This is a genomic window from Phytobacter diazotrophicus (genome assembly GCF_052061655.1).
In the GTDB taxonomy this organism is placed as follows: Bacteria; Pseudomonadota; Gammaproteobacteria; order Enterobacterales; family Enterobacteriaceae; genus Phytobacter; species Phytobacter diazotrophicus.
In genome coordinates, this window is record NZ_CM125428.1 from 470,524 (window position 1) to 485,165 (window position 14,642).

The 14,642-nt window shown below is 53.6% G+C and carries 17 protein-coding genes; 14 read left to right on the forward strand and 3 right to left on the reverse strand.

The window, feature by feature from the left end; genetic code table 11:
* Positions 1-3 precede the first annotated feature (3 nt).
* Together ACS0RQ_RS02165 and mdcH are read left to right on the forward strand one after the other, a co-directional pair.
* Complete coding sequence (locus ACS0RQ_RS02165) at positions 4-618, forward strand: malonate decarboxylase holo-ACP synthase (RefSeq protein WP_271851093.1); 615 nt, start codon at positions 4-6, stop codon at positions 616-618.
* Positions 619-1,521, forward strand: coding sequence for a malonate decarboxylase subunit epsilon (gene mdcH / locus ACS0RQ_RS02170; RefSeq protein ID WP_271851092.1), 903 nt, complete (start codon positions 619-621; stop codon positions 1,519-1,521).
* A 12-nt stretch (positions 1,522-1,533) separates the two neighbouring features.
* Here the strand turns inward: mdcH and ACS0RQ_RS02175 are convergent, their stop codons facing one another.
* Together ACS0RQ_RS02175 and ACS0RQ_RS02180 are read right to left on the reverse strand one after the other, a co-directional pair.
* A complete protein-coding gene (locus tag ACS0RQ_RS02175; RefSeq protein ID WP_271851091.1) occupies positions 1,534-2,466 on the reverse strand; it encodes a LysR family transcriptional regulator in 933 nt (310 codons plus the stop codon).
* An 18-nt stretch (positions 2,467-2,484) separates the two neighbouring features.
* Positions 2,485-4,389: an ABC transporter ATP-binding protein gene (locus ACS0RQ_RS02180; protein ID WP_041851427.1), complete on the reverse strand. Its 1,905-nt coding sequence runs from the start codon at positions 4,387-4,389 to the stop codon at positions 2,485-2,487.
* A gap of 170 nt (positions 4,390-4,559) precedes the next feature.
* Here ACS0RQ_RS02180 and kefG point away from each other — a divergent pair, with 170 nt between their 5' ends.
* From kefG to slyD, 4 genes are all read left to right on the forward strand, one after another.
* Positions 4,560-5,114, forward strand: a complete 555-nt coding sequence (gene kefG / locus ACS0RQ_RS02185; protein WP_072039772.1) for a glutathione-regulated potassium-efflux system ancillary protein KefG — start codon at positions 4,560-4,562, stop codon at positions 5,112-5,114.
* Entirely contained in the window at positions 5,114-6,919 is a 1,806-nt protein-coding gene (gene kefB / locus ACS0RQ_RS02190; protein WP_041851429.1) for a glutathione-regulated potassium-efflux system protein KefB, read from the forward strand. Before kefG ends, kefB begins: the two co-directional genes overlap by 1 nt.
* A 10-nt stretch (positions 6,920-6,929) precedes the next feature.
* Positions 6,930-7,130 carry a YheV family putative zinc ribbon protein gene (locus ACS0RQ_RS02195; protein ID WP_041851430.1) on the forward strand — a complete coding sequence of 67 codons (201 nt, stop codon included), beginning with the start codon at positions 6,930-6,932 and terminating at the stop codon, positions 7,128-7,130.
* Positions 7,131-7,224: 94 nt separating this feature from the next.
* Positions 7,225-7,830, forward strand: a complete 606-nt coding sequence (gene slyD, locus ACS0RQ_RS02200) for a peptidylprolyl isomerase (RefSeq protein ID WP_271851090.1) — start codon at positions 7,225-7,227, stop codon at positions 7,828-7,830.
* 159 nt (positions 7,831-7,989) lie between these two features.
* Here the strand turns inward: slyD and ACS0RQ_RS02205 are convergent, their stop codons facing one another.
* The gene (locus tag ACS0RQ_RS02205) at positions 7,990-8,208 is read right to left on the reverse strand and encodes a protein SlyX (protein WP_041851432.1); all 219 of its coding nucleotides are present in this window, start codon (positions 8,206-8,208) and stop codon (positions 7,990-7,992) included.
* A 234-nt stretch (positions 8,209-8,442) separates the two neighbouring features.
* Between ACS0RQ_RS02205 and fkpA the strand changes: the two genes are divergently transcribed.
* The 8 genes from fkpA (at position 8,443) to fusA (ending at position 14,613) form a co-directional block, all read left to right on the forward strand.
* Positions 8,443-9,300, forward strand: coding sequence for an FKBP-type peptidyl-prolyl cis-trans isomerase (gene fkpA / locus ACS0RQ_RS02210; RefSeq protein ID WP_271851089.1), 858 nt, complete (start codon positions 8,443-8,445; stop codon positions 9,298-9,300).
* A 282-nt stretch (positions 9,301-9,582) separates the two neighbouring features.
* On the forward strand, positions 9,583-10,305 hold the full coding sequence (locus ACS0RQ_RS02215; protein WP_041851434.1) for a helix-turn-helix transcriptional regulator: 723 nt from the start codon (positions 9,583-9,585) through the stop codon (positions 10,303-10,305).
* A complete protein-coding gene (gene tusD, locus ACS0RQ_RS02220; protein WP_271851088.1) occupies positions 10,305-10,691 on the forward strand; it encodes a sulfurtransferase complex subunit TusD in 387 nt (128 codons plus the stop codon). The genes ACS0RQ_RS02215 and tusD overlap by 1 nt, the downstream gene beginning before the upstream one ends.
* Positions 10,691-11,050: a sulfurtransferase complex subunit TusC gene (gene tusC, locus ACS0RQ_RS02225; RefSeq protein WP_271851087.1), complete on the forward strand. Its 360-nt coding sequence runs from the start codon at positions 10,691-10,693 to the stop codon at positions 11,048-11,050. The genes tusD and tusC overlap by 1 nt, the downstream gene beginning before the upstream one ends.
* A gap of 7 nt (positions 11,051-11,057) precedes the next feature.
* On the forward strand, positions 11,058-11,345 hold the full coding sequence (gene tusB / locus ACS0RQ_RS02230) for a sulfurtransferase complex subunit TusB (protein WP_271851086.1): 288 nt from the start codon (positions 11,058-11,060) through the stop codon (positions 11,343-11,345).
* A gap of 124 nt (positions 11,346-11,469) precedes the next feature.
* Positions 11,470-11,844: a 30S ribosomal protein S12 gene (rpsL, locus tag ACS0RQ_RS02235; RefSeq protein WP_000246815.1), complete on the forward strand. Its 375-nt coding sequence runs from the start codon at positions 11,470-11,472 to the stop codon at positions 11,842-11,844.
* Positions 11,845-11,939: 95 nt separating this feature from the next.
* Positions 11,940-12,410: a 30S ribosomal protein S7 gene (gene rpsG, locus ACS0RQ_RS02240; RefSeq protein WP_035894363.1), complete on the forward strand. Its 471-nt coding sequence runs from the start codon at positions 11,940-11,942 to the stop codon at positions 12,408-12,410.
* 88 nt (positions 12,411-12,498) lie between these two features.
* The gene (gene fusA, locus ACS0RQ_RS02245; protein ID WP_041851438.1) at positions 12,499-14,613 is read left to right on the forward strand and encodes an elongation factor G; all 2,115 of its coding nucleotides are present in this window, start codon (positions 12,499-12,501) and stop codon (positions 14,611-14,613) included.
* Positions 14,614-14,642 lie beyond the last annotated feature (29 nt).

Consider the following 14,642-nt stretch of genomic DNA (forward strand, 5'->3'; position numbering starts at 1 on the left):
ACCATGAAAACATTACGACCGCACGATCTTGTCTGGCTTGCCGATCGTAGCGCCCTGGAAGGCGTTACCGAAGCCTGGGTTGAAGAGATATGGCACCCCGGTTTGCCGGTGGTGGTGCGGCGTGATGTGAATCCTAATGGGCGCGTGCCTGTCGGGATACGCGGCCTTAAACGTGAGCAACGCGCAGCGGCCTGGGTTGCCCCGGAGCACGTTGTCCGCGTTGTCTCTCCGGAAGAACTCGTTGATACGCAGACGCTGGTCCGTTCACCGTTTATCACTCAGCCGCCCGTGCAGGTTGCGTTCCAGTTGGCTCAACAGCGCTGGCCGTGGGTCTGGGGGATTACGGGCAGTAGCGGTTATAGCCTGGCAACCGGGATCCCGGTTTTGCATGCGTCCAGCGATCTTGACCTGATGATCCGTGCGCCGCAACCGCTGGCACGCGAGGCGTTACTTCGCTGGCAGCAGCTGATTTCAGGCGCCTTATGCCGTGTTGATACGCAGGTCAATGTTCCGCAGGGCGGCTTTGCGCTCACGGAGTGGCTGCGTGACGGCAGGGTGCTTCTGAAAACGAATCGCGGGCCGCAGTTGGTCAGCGATCCCTGGTTTGAGGGGAATTAAATGAAAATTCTGTTCACCTTTCCCGGGCAGGGGACGCAGCATCCGGGGATGTTGCGCGCGCTTCCGGGAACGGAACTGGCGCAGGCACGTGAGGTGCTGGGCGCAGAAATCGATACGCTGGATACTGCGGAAGCTTTACAGCATACGCGCGCCGTTCAGCTTTGTTTGTTGATAGCCGGGGTTGCCTGGGCGCGTGAACTTAAGCGCCGGGACGTTTCGCCCGATATTGTCAGCGGCCTTTCGATTGGCGCCTATCCGGCCGCGGTCATCGCCGGAGCGCTGGATTATGCAGACGCTCTGTGGCTTGTGGCATTACGCGGTGATTTAATGGAACAGGCCTGGCCCCACGGTTATGGTCTGACGGCGATCATGGGGCTGACGCTACCGCAGGTGGAAGCACTGGTGGAAGGGAGCGGGGCGTATATTGCCAATCTGAATGCCGAGACCCAGATTGTGATTGCCGGTAGCGACGCGGCGATGGCGAGTGTGGGGCAGAAAGCGCTCGCCAAAGGCGCAAATAAAGTCCGACGTCTTGATGTCAGCGTACCGTCACACTGTGCGCTGCTGGCTGAACCGGCCCAAAAACTGGCGGAGGCATTTCGCAAGGTGACACTTGCTCGCCCGAACTGTGCTTACCTTAGCGGTAGCACCGGGCGCGTATTGTGGCAGGCTGATAAAATTGCCGACGATCTGGCGATGAACATGGCGCGCACCGTGCGCTGGCAGGAGGCGATGATTGCGGCAAACGAACGTGAAGCCCGGCTGGCGATTGAGATGCCGCCCGGCGGCATACTGACCTGCTTAACCCGTCAGGCCGCATGGACGGGAGAGACGATTTCACTCGATCGCAGCGGCGTGTCGGTCGCGGAACACCTCGCAAAACGGCTCAGATCGCAGGAATAAGCCGGGTTCGGTTCAGACGTTGTCCTGCCGGTTTCTGGCGTACATACGGCCTTCCGCCGCCAGCGCCAGTAAGTTCGGGTCATGCTCGCGGTTGCGGGCAAAGACAATGGCTATCTGCTGCTGCATCTGGTAGGGCTGTGCGAGTTTGAGTAGCTGCACGGAATTCTCATACACCTTCTTCATTCGCCCCGGCATCAACGTGAAGCCCACGCCCGCCTGCACCAGGCTCAGCATAGAAAAGATATCATTCACCCGCGTCACAATCTCTGGCTCAAACCCGGCGATATGGAAGGCTTCCTGAAACCCGGCGTAGGTGGCAAACCCTTCGGCAAGAGCAACGAATTTTTGCTGGCGATAGTCGCGTAAATCGGCAGGAGCTGAGGTATTCAGTTTCGCGGCCGCCGGTGCAGCCAGAAAGATTTCATCGTGGAAGAGCGGCAGCATTTCGAGGTTGGCTGAATCCAGTTCCGATTCAGAAATGGAGATCAGTATCGCGTCCAGCGTTCCTTCCTCCAGTTTATGCAACAGGGTCTCGTTCGACCCCATCGTCAAATCCATCTCAAGTTCCGGGCGGCGTAGCTTCATCCCCATGATCAACTGGGGGACGGTTTCCAGCGTGAGCGAATAGAGGGTGCCGACGCGCAAACGATTCTGGCCGATACCCGCCATCTTGCGGGCTTCTGCCAGACCGCGCTCCATGATTTGCGTGGCTTCCTGGCAATACTCCAGCAATGTCCAGGCCGCCGGAAGGGGCAATAAGTTGCGCCCCTTATGGACAAACAGCGGGCAGCGTACGTTCTCCTCCAGCGTATGCAGCGCGCGATGCACGCTCACACCGCTAAGGTTCAGCGCCTCGGCGGCTCGGGCGATATTGCCTTTCTCCATGAAGGCCATAAAAATGGCCAGCTTGCGAAAGGTGAGATCACTGGTGATGTCGGGGGTCATCTCAGCCTGCCTGCGTGATTAATCAGTTTGCAGCATTGCTTCGAGCTGCTCGTGCGCCTCCAGCCACGCCATTTCGCACTCTTCAAGACCCGCTTTTGCCTTTGCCTGTTGCTGCAGACACTCGGTAAGTTCTGCTTTACGGCTTTGGTCATACAGGCCGCTGTCTCCGAGCTTCTCTTCCGCCTGCGCTAGCTGGGCATTGAGTTTTTCCATCTCTTTTTCGAGGCGGGTGATCTCTTTGCGCAGTGGTTGCGTTTGGGTTCGCAATTCGGCTTCCCGGCGTTTCTGGTCTTTGCGGGCTTGCGCACTGTTGGCATTGTCTTTCGGTGCGTCGGTCGGCTGGCTTTCCTGTTTCTGAATGTCGCTCAGCCACTGCTGATAATCTTCCAGATCGCCATCGAACGGTTCGACTTTTCCGTCGTGCACCAGGTATAAATCGTCCGTAGTGGAGCGCAGCAGATGACGGTCATGCGACACCACCACCAACGCGCCTTCAAATTCGATTAACGCTTCGGTCAGCGCCTGACGCATGTCGAGATCAAGGTGGTTGGTGGGTTCATCGAGCAGCAACAGGTTCGGGCGCTGCCAGACGATCAGCGCCAGTACCAGGCGTGCTTTCTCGCCCCCGGAGAAGCGGCGAGTCTCTTCGCTGACTTTGTCACCCTGGAAACCAAAACCGCCGAGATAATCACGCAGCTTTTGCTCCAGCTCCTGCGGGGCCATACGCGCCAGATGCTGTAACGGCGACTCGTCGGCACGCAAGAACTCCAATTGATGCTGGGCGAAATAGCCAAGCTTGATGCCCTTCGCCAGACCGATGTCGCCGCTAAACGGCGTCAGTTCACCGGCCAGCAGTTTAATAAGCGTCGATTTACCCGCACCGTTGCGGCCCAGTAACCCGATACGCGACCCTGGCACCAGGTTGAGCTTAATAGAGTCGAGGATGACACGGTCGCCATAGCCGGCGCTGATTTTTTCCATTTTCAGCAGCGGATTGGGCAGGCTTTCTGGCGCACGGAAGCTAAAGTGGAACGGGTTATCCACGTGGGCCGGAGCGATAAGCTCCATACGCTCGAGCATTTTGATGCGGCTTTGCGCCTGCTTCGCTTTGCTGGCTTTGGCCTTGAAGCGATCGATGAAACTTTGCAGATGCGCCACGCGCTCCTGCTGGCTTTCGTACATTGCCTGCTGTTGCGCCAGACGGGTTGCGCGCTGACGCTCGAAGGAACTGTAGTTGCCAGTGTATTCGAACATGGTTTGCTGTTCGATATGAATAATTTTATCCACCACCGGATCGAGAAAGTCACGATCGTGGGAGATAAGAATCAGAGTGCCCTGATAGCTCTTTAGCCACTTTTCCAGCCAGATTACCGCATCGAGATCGAGGTGGTTGGTCGGTTCATCGAGCAGCAGCAGGTCGGAGCGGCAAATCAGTGCCTGCGCGAGGTTAAGACGCATACGCCAGCCGCCTGAGAAATCGCTGACCGGACGTTCGAGCTGTTCGTTAGAAAAACCCAGACCATGTAGCAAACTGGAGGCGCGCGAACGGATAGTCCAGGCGTCGATAGCGTCGAGCTTGCCGTGGACGGTGGCGATGGCGTGTCCGTCATTGCGTTCGTTGGCCGCGTTCAGCTCTGCTTCGAGCCGACGGTATTCGCGATCGCCATCAATCACATAGTCGAGTGCAGGCATTGGCAGGGCAGGGGTTTCCTGATTCACCCACGCCAGTTGCCAGTTATTGGGAAAGGTAAAACTACCGCCATCAGCGCTGAGCTCGTTTTTCAAAAGCGCCAGCAATGTAGATTTGCCGCAGCCGTTTTTGCCCACCAGGCCGACTTTCTGACCCGGGTTGATGGTAGCTGTGGCGTTATCCAGCAGGACACGCACGCCGCGACGAATTTGTAACGAGGAGAAAACAATCATAAGGCGCCGTATGTTCAGACTATGTTAATTTGTCATTATGATAATGTAAGTAGTGAGCGGTTTCGCCCCACCAGGCCCGCAATGGTAGCCCAAAACAAAGAATTTAGACAAAATCATTCTGGCCGCTGAATGCGGTAATAAAAATGACAGGTTTTACGCCCGGGAGGGGGATGATGTCCCAGACAGCGAAAGTACTGCTGCTGTATGCCCATCCGGAATCACAGGACTCGGTGGCAAATCGAGTTTTGCTCAAGCCGGCAAAGCAACTGCACAATGTCACCGTGCATGACCTCTATGCACACTATCCAGACTTTTTTATTGATATTCCCCGGGAGCAGGCGCTGCTGCGCGAGCATGAGGTTATTGTTTTCCAACATCCGCTTTATACCTACAGTTGCCCGGCGTTGCTGAAAGAGTGGTTTGATCGCGTGCTTACGCGCGAATTCGCCAGCGGCCCGGGAGGGAGTCAGCTCGCGGGAAAGTACTGGCGTAGTGTCATCACCACCGGTGAACCGGAGGCGGCCTATCGCCATGACGGGCTCAACCGTTATCCCATAAGCGATATTCTGCGCCCTTTTGAGTTAACGGCGGCCATGTGCCGCATGCACTGGATGAATCCCATCATTATTTACTGGGCGCGCAGGCAGCCGCCAGAGGCGCTGGCAAACCATGCGAAAGCCTACGGCGACTGGCTGGCCTCGCCAATCATGACGGGAGGCCTGTAATGGAAGGTTCGGATTTATTGCTGGCTGGCGTCCTGTTTCTTTTCGCTGCGGTGGTGGCGGTTCCGCTTGCTGCCAGGTTAGGAATTGGCGCGGTACTCGGTTACTTGCTGGCGGGGATTGCCATTGGCCCCTGGGGGCTCGGTTTCATCAGCGATGTCGATGAGATCCTGCACTTTTCGGAACTTGGTGTCGTCTTCCTGATGTTCATCATTGGACTGGAGCTGAATCCGTCAAAACTTTGGGCGCTGCGTCGCTCTATCTTTGGCGTAGGCGCCGCGCAGGTGCTGATGAGCGCGGCCGTGCTGGCTGGATTACTGATGCTGACACAATTCTCCTGGCAGGCGGCGGTGATTGGTGGGATTGGTCTGGCGATGTCCTCCACCGCGATGGCACTCCAGTTGATGCGTGAAAAAGGGATGAACCGTAGCGAATCCGGCCAGCTTGGCTTTTCGGTACTCCTGTTTCAGGACTTAGCGGTGATCCCGGCGCTGGCGCTGGTACCGCTGTTGGCGGGTAACGGTGATGACCATCCTGACTGGGTAAAAATAGGCATCAAGGTGCTGGTGTTTGCGGGTGTGCTGGTTGGCGGGCGCTATCTGTTGCGCCCGGTGTTTCGCTTTATTGCCGCATCCGGCGTACGGGAAGTTTTTACAGCCGCTACATTGTTACTGGTCCTCGGATCGGCGCTGTTCATGGATGCGCTGGGGCTGTCGATGGCGCTGGGCACCTTCATTGCGGGTGTGTTGCTGGCGGAAAGTGAATACCGTCATGAGCTGGAAATAGCCATCGATCCGTTTAAAGGGCTGCTGTTAGGGTTGTTCTTTATTTCCGTCGGCATGGCGCTCAACCTTGGTGTGCTCTATACCCATCTGCTTTGGGTACTGGCGAGTGTTGCCGTGCTGGTGGCGGTGAAGACGGGAGTGCTCTATTCCCTGGCGCGTATCTATGGTCTGCGCAGTTCCGAGCGAATGCAGTTTGCCGGGGTGTTGAGCCAGGGGGGAGAATTTGCTTTTGTGCTTTTTTCCTCGGCATCCTCGCAACGCCTGTTCCACAATGATCAAATGGCGCTGCTGCTGGTGACGGTCACTTTATCCATGATGACCACGCCAGCGCTGATGAAGCTCATTGATAAATTGCTGTCCCGGCGCTTTAACCAGCCAGAAGATGAAGACGAAATGCCGTGGGTGGACGACGATAAACCGCAGGTGATTGTGGTGGGCTTCGGGCGTTTCGGTCAGGTGATTGGTCGTCTGCTGATGGCCAATAAAATGCGCATAACGGTACTGGAGCGGGATATCAGCGCCGTTAACCTGATGCGTAAATATGGCTATAAAGTGTATTACGGTGACGCCACGCAGCTTGAATTGTTGCGTTCTGCGGGGGCGGAAGAGGCCCAGTCCATCGTTATCACCTGTAACGATCCGGAAGATACGATGAAGCTGGTGGAACTGTGTCAGCAACATTTCCCGCAGCTTAAGATCATGGCGCGTGCGCGGGGCCGTGTGGAAGCACATGAGCTCTTGCAGGTGGGCGTGACACAATTTTCCCGTGAGACGTTTTCCAGTGCGCTGGAATTAGGCCGTAAAACGCTTATCTCGGTGGGGATGCACCCGCATCAGGCCCACCGTGCGCAGTTGCACTTTAAGCGTCTCGATATGCGTATGCTGCGTGAGCTGATGCCAGTGCATACCGATACAATGCAAATTTCCCGTGTGCGGGAAGCGAGACGAGAGCTGGAAGAGATTTTTCAGCGTGAAATGCAGCAAGAGCGTCGCCAACTGGATGGCTGGGACGAGTTTGAATAAGGGGGAACCCATGGCAGTACGTAAACGTTTTATTGCCGGGGCCGTATGCCCGTCCTGCCAGGCGCAGGATTCGATGGCAATGTGGCGCGAGAATAATGTCGATATAGTTGAATGCGTTAAGTGCGGTCACCAGATGCGTGAGGCGGATAAAGAAGCCCGTGAACATGTCCGCAAAGATGAGCAAGTTATCGGGATCTTTCATCCGGACTAGCGATATACCCAGAGTTTTTTTAAGCTAAAGGGTACACAGGGGCGGATTTCCGTTACAATCTGCGCCAGCAATTTTCCCACGCTCAGGAGATATCATGAAAGTAGCAAAAGACCTGGTGGTCAGCCTGGCCTATCAGGTACGTACAGAAGACGGTGTATTGGTTGATGAGTCTCCGGTGAGTGCGCCGCTGGACTACCTGCATGGTCATGGTTCCCTGATCTCTGGCCTGGAAACAGCGCTGGAAGGTCACGACGTCGGCGACAAATTTGATGTTGCTGTAGGCGCGAATGACGCTTACGGTCAATATGACGAAAATCTGGTTCAGCGCGTTCCTAAAGACGTTTTCATGGGCGTTGACGAGCTGCAGGTTGGCATGCGTTTCCTGGCTGAAACAGACCAGGGCCCGGTACCGGTAGAAATTACCGAAGTGGAAGACGACCACGTGGTGGTTGACGGTAACCACATGCTGGCTGGCCAGAACCTGAAATTCAACGTTGAAGTTGTTGCTATTCGCGAAGCAACCGAAGAAGAACTGGCTCATGGTCACGTTCACGGTGCTCACGGTCATGATCACGATCACGACCATGGTCACGACGGTTGCTGCGGCGGCCACGGCCACGGCCACGGCCACGATCATGACCACGGTCATGAGCATGGCAAAGGTGGTTGCGGCGGTAATGGCGGTTGCGGCTGCCACTAATACCCGTCGTCTTTCCAGCCACAGCGGCATGGGCTACGCTTGCGAACCCCGGTCACAGAGTTATCTTTGCTCCGGGGATTCCACTGGCTTTATGTCTTGCGGTGACTCGGTAAATGTTCGGGCACAAAAAAAGCGGGAGATTCCCGCTTTTTTTACGTCTCAATAATGGGGCGGAGGCGTCTCTTCGGACTGTGAAGCGATGTGTGAGGGCTGGCTGGCTTTGAGTTTTTCTGCCATTAAGCGCATATGTTCCCGCAGCTTTGTCATTTCCAGTTCATGGGCAATGACCGTCTGGTTGAGCTCTTCAATGGTCATCTCCTGGAAGGCCAGTTTGCTTTCCAGTTCTGCCAGCCGCGCTTCCATTGTTAAATCGTTCATGGTGTACCTCGTATCAATGTTCTGCACGGTTATTGCCAGGATGACGGATTTTACTGAACTTTCACCCCGTCTGCAGCATCCGACTGGCGACGCGAAACTAATTTAAACAAAAATAGTCTGAAAACAGGCGATTTCAGGGGGAGACCTTATGTTGATTTCGCCCACAACGTTTTATAGTACGTTTCTCATTTACGTTTAACCCTGGGGTGAGATGCCCCGGCCCTGGAGATATGGATGAAATCACTGTTTAAAGTCACGCTGCTGGCGACCACGATGGCCGTTGCACTGAATGCGCCGCTGACCTTCGCTGCTGAAACCGCAACGAAAGATGCAACTGCAGCAGCAGCTGACAGCAAAGCGGCATTTAAAAATGACGACCAGAAATCCGCGTATGCGCTGGGTGCGTCACTGGGCCGCTATATGGAAAACTCCCTGAAAGAGCAAGAAAAAATGGGCATCAAACTGGACAAAGATCAGCTGATCGCAGGTGTTCAGGATGCGTTTGCTGATAAGAGCAAACTGACTGACCAGGAGATCGAACAGACTCTGCAGGCGTTTGAAACCCGCGTGAAGACAGCCGCGCAGGAAAAAATGGAAAAAGACGCTCTGGAAAACGAAACCAAGGGCAAAGCTTTCCGTGATGCGTTCGCTAAAGAGAAAGGCGTTAAAACCTCTTCTACTGGCTTGCTCTATCAGGTAGAGAAAGAAGGTACGGGTGATGCGCCGAAAGACAGCGATACCGTAGTCGTTAACTACAAAGGGACGCTGATTGACGGTAAAGAGTTCGACAACTCTTATACCCGTGGCGAGCCGCTCTCTTTCCGTCTTGATGGTGTTATCCCTGGCTGGACCGAAGGCCTGAAAAACATCAAGAAAGGCGGTAAAATCAAACTCGTGATTCCACCAGAACTGGCTTACGGTAAAAACGGCGTTCCGGGTATTCCGGCTAACTCTACGCTGGTCTTTAACGTAGAACTGCTGGATATCAAACCAGCACCGAAAGCAGACGCATCTGCCTCGCCAGATGCAGCAGCTGCGCCTGATGCGCCAGCCGCTACCGGCGATAAGCCCGCTGACGCAAGCAAAAAATAATGATGTAAACGCCGCCGCCTTTTGAGCGGCGGTTTTTTTATTGCAGCACAGAGATACACATCATTCATACTGCTTCGGCGCGGGAATACCAGTATTTCCCACGCATACTCAAATCTGTGACCAGACAGCGCTGATGCCGCCAACAAAGAAGCAGCTTGAAGCATAAAATGTATATAATTCTGGAAAGCGTCACCCACGCTGTATTAATTTAATCCTCTGTGTAAATGTCGAGCCTGCCCTGAAAACATAACGACAGGCTCCTGAAAAGGAGTGCTTTTTTTCATGTCCAGGTCGCTTTTAACCAACGAAACCAGTGAACTTGATTTACTGGATCAACGTCCTTTCGATCAAACGGACTTCGATATTCTTAAGTCATACGAAGCCGTTGTGGACGGGTTAGCGATGCTCATTGGTTCTCACTGCGAAATTGTTTTGCACTCCCTGCAGGATCTGAAATGTTCCGCCATTCGTATCGCTAACGGCGAGCACACCGGGCGTAAAATCGGTTCGCCGATTACTGACCTTGCATTGCGTATGCTGCACGATATGACCGGTGCGGACAGTAGCGTGTCCAAGTGCTACTTCACGCGCGCGAAAAGCGGCGTTTTAATGAAATCGGTGACTATTGCTATTCGTAATCGCGATCATCGGGTCATTGGTCTGTTGTGCATCAACATGAACCTTGACGTGCCGTTCTCGCAAATCATGAACACCTTTATCCCGCCAGAAACACCGGATGCAGGTTCGTCTGTCAACTTTGCTTCTTCGGTAGAGGATCTGGTAACTCAGACCCTTGAGTTCACGATTGAAGAAGTGAATGCCGATCGTAACGTTTCCAATAACGCCAAGAATCGCCAAATCGTTCTGAATCTCTACGAAAAAGGTATCTTCGATATCAAAGATGCCATCAACCAGGTGGCGGATCGTTTGAATATCTCCAAGCACACCGTTTATCTGTATATCCGTCAGTTCAAAAGTGGTGACTTCTCGGGGCAGGATCGGTAATGCGTTTTGCCTTAATGGTCACCGGCCCGGCTTATGGTTCCCAGCAGGCGAGCAGTGCCTGGCAGTTTGCCTGCGCGCTGCTGGCCAGTGGGCATGAGATGGATTGTGTCTTTTTCTACCAGGACGGGGTCAGCAATGCGAACGCGTTGACCTCTCCCGCCTCTGACGAGTTTGATCTCGTTCGCGCATGGCAACGTCTGCATGAGCAGCATCAGGTTGCATTGCATATCTGCGTTGCGGCGGCGCTGCGTCGGGGCGTTGTTGATGAAAACGAGGCCAGTCAACAAGGCTTGCCTTGCGCTAATCTCCAGCCGGGGTTCACGCTCTCGGGCCTGGGTGCGCTGGCCGAAGCGGCATTAACGTGCGATCGTGTGGTGCAATTTTAATGAAACGTATCGCTTTTATCTTTAGCTCTGCGCCGCATGGATCTGCTGCCGGACGTGAAGGCCTTGATGCATTAATGGCCGCGTCCGCGTTTACCGATGATATCGGCGTGTTTTTTATCGGTGATGGTGTCTTCCAGTTGCTGGTGAATCAACAGCCGAAGGCTATCCTGGCACGTGATTACATCGCGACCTTTAAAGTTCTTCCTCTTTATGACATCGAAACCTGTTGGGTTTGCCAGGCATCGCTTCGCGAGCGTGGCCTGAGTGATGCGACGCAATTTGTGTTACCAGCGCAACTGCTTGAGCCGAATGCGCTTCGCGATCAATTAGATGGGTACGATGTTGTCATGACGTTTTGAGGCATTTATGTTGCACACTTTGACTCACTCTCCCTGGCAATGTGATATGGCAACGTTACTGCGAACCGTGCGCAGTGGGGACGATCTTTTATTGCTTTCCGATGGTGTGGTTGCGGCTCTGGAAGGCGGGCAATACCTTGAGTTACTGCTAAATGCCCCCATAACGGTGCATGCGCTGAATGAAGACATTGATGCGCGGGGTCTGTCTGGTCAAATTTCGAGCAGTGTCGTCAGGGTTGGCTATAATGATTTCGTTAGCCTGGCGGTAAAACACGAGACTCAGATGCGTTGGTGATACGGGATCGTTGTATATTTCTTGACACCTTTTCAGCACAGCCATAAAATTCTGCGTCCTCATATTATATGAGGTCGATTTATTACGTGTTTACGAAGCAAAAGCTAAAACCAGGAGCTATTTAATGGCAACAGTTAACCAGCTGGTACGCAAACCACGTGCACGCAAAGTTGCGAAAAGCAACGTGCCTGCGCTGGAAGCATGCCCGCAAAAACGTGGCGTATGTACTCGTGTATATACTACCACTCCTAAAAAACCGAACTCCGCACTGCGTAAAGTATGTCGTGTTCGTCTGACTAACGGTTTTGAAGTGACTTCCTACATCGGTGGTGAAGGTCACAACCTGCAGGAGCACTCCGTGATCCTGATCCGTGGCGGTCGTGTAAAAGACCTCCCGGGTGTTCGTTACCACACCGTTCGTGGTGCGCTTGACTGCTCCGGTGTTAAAGACCGTAAGCAAGCACGCTCCAAGTATGGCGTGAAACGTCCTAAGGCTTAATGGTTCTCCGTTAAGTAAGGCCAAACGTTTTAAATTAATGTCAAACTAAACTCTTTGAGTTTTGGACAATCCTGAATTAACAACGGAGTATTTCCATGCCACGTCGTCGCGTCATTGGTCAGCGTAAAATTCTGCCGGATCCGAAGTTCGGATCAGAACTGCTGGCTAAATTTGTAAATATCCTGATGGTAGATGGTAAAAAATCTACTGCCGAATCTATCGTATACAGCGCGCTTGAGACCCTGGCTCAGCGTTCTGGTAAAAACGAACTGGAAGCATTCGAAGTCGCTCTCGAAAACGTGCGCCCGACTGTAGAAGTTAAGTCTCGCCGCGTTGGTGGTTCTACTTATCAGGTTCCAGTTGAAGTCCGTCCGGTTCGTCGCAATGCTCTGGCAATGCGTTGGATCGTTGAAGCTGCTCGTAAACGCGGTGATAAATCCATGGCTCTGCGCCTGGCGAACGAACTTTCTGATGCTGCAGACAACAAAGGTACTGCAGTTAAGAAACGTGAAGACGTTCACCGTATGGCAGAAGCCAACAAGGCGTTCGCACACTACCGTTGGTAATCCCTTCGGTTTAGTCACCAGGCGGGCGCTTCGGTGCCCGCTCTGGCTCACTTAATCTGAACGTCTAAAGCAATAAACGAGGAATCAAATGGCTCGTACAACACCCATCGCACGCTACCGTAACATCGGTATCAGTGCGCACATCGACGCCGGTAAAACCACGACTACCGAACGTATTCTGTTCTACACCGGTGTAAACCACAAAATCGGTGAAGTTCACGACGGCGCCGCTACCATGGACTGGATGGAGCAGGAGCAGGAACGTGGTATTACCATCACTTCCGCTGCAACTACTGCATTCTGGTCTGGTATGGCCAAACAGTATGAACCGCATCGCGTAAACATCATCGACACCCCGGGGCACGTTGACTTCACCATCGAAGTAGAACGTTCCATGCGTGTTCTTGATGGCGCGGTAATGGTTTACTGCGCAGTTGGTGGTGTTCAGCCGCAGTCTGAAACCGTATGGCGTCAGGCAAACAAATATAAAGTTCCGCGTATCGCGTTCGTTAACAAAATGGACCGCATGGGCGCGAACTTCCTGAAAGTTGTTGGTCAGATCAAAACCCGTCTGGGCGCGAACCCTGTTCCGCTGCAGCTGGCGATTGGTGCTGAAGAAGGTTTCACCGGTGTTGTTGACCTGGTGAAAATGAAAGCCATCAACTGGAACGATGCAGACCAGGGCGTTACCTTCGTTTACGAAGATATCCCGGCAGACATGCAGGACCTGGCTGATGAATGGCACCAGAACCTGATCGAGTCCGCAGCTGAAGCGTCTGAAGAGCTGATGGAAAAATACCTGGGTGGCGAAGAGCTGACCGAGGAAGAGATCAAGAAAGCGCTGCGTCAGCGTGTTCTGAACAACGAAATCATCCTGGTAACCTGTGGTTCTGCATTTAAGAACAAAGGTGTTCAGGCGATGCTGGATGCGGTAATTGATTACCTGCCTGCACCGACTGACGTACCGGCAATCAACGGTATTCTGGACGACGGTAAAGATACCCCGGCTGAACGTCACGCAAGTGATGACGAGCCGTTCTCTGCGCTGGCATTCAAAATCGCTACCGACCCGTTCGTAGGTAACCTGACGTTCTTCCGCGTGTACTCTGGCGTGGTTAACTCTGGTGATACCGTACTGAACTCCGTGAAAGCGGCTCGTGAACGTTTTGGTCGTATCGTGCAGATGCACGCGAACAAACGTGAAGAGATCAAAGAAGTTCGCGCGGGCGATATCGCTGCAGCTATCGGTCTGAAAGACGTGACCACCGGTGACACCCTGTGTAACCCGGATCACCCGATCATTCTGGAGCGTATGGAATTCCCGGAACCGGTAATCTCCATCGCAGTAGAACCGAAAACCAAAGCTGACCAGGAAAAAATGGGTCTGGCTCTGGGCCGTCTGGCTAAAGAAGACCCGTCTTTCCGTGTATGGACTGACGAAGAATCTAACCAGACCATCATCGCTGGTATGGGTGAGTTGCACCTCGATATCATCGTTGACCGTATGAAACGTGAATTCAACGTTGAAGCTAACGTAGGTAAACCTCAGGTTGCTTACCGTGAAGCGATTCGTCAGAAAGTTACCGATGTTGAAGGTAAACACGCGAAACAGTCTGGTGGTCGTGGTCAGTATGGTCATGTTGTTATCGACATGTACCCGCTGGAGCCGGGCTCAAATCCGAAAGGTTACGAGTTCATCAACGACATTAAAGGTGGTGTAATTCCTGGCGAATACATCCCGGCCGTTGATAAAGGCATCCAGGAGCAGCTGAAATCTGGTCCGCTGGCTGGTTACCCGGTAGTTGACATGGGCGTGCGTCTGCACTTCGGTTCTTACCATGACGTTGACTCCTCTGAACTGGCGTTTAAACTGGCTGCGTCTATTGCCTTTAAAGAAGGCTTTAAGAAAGCAAAACCAGTTCTGCTTGAGCCGATCATGAAGGTTGAAGTAGAGACTCCGGAAGAGAACACTGGTGACGTTATTGGTGACTTGAGCCGTCGTCGCGGTATGCTGCGCGGTCAGGAATCCGAAGTGACTGGCGTTAAGATCCACGCTGAAGTACCGCTGTCTGAAATGTTCGGATACGCAACTCAGCTGCGTTCTCTGACCAAAGGTCGCGCATCGTACACTATGGAATTCCTGAAGTATGATGATGCCCCGAACAACGTTGCTCAGGCCGTAATCGAAGCCCGTGGTAAATAAGCCGCAGGGTTAAAACCAAAGTCCCGTGC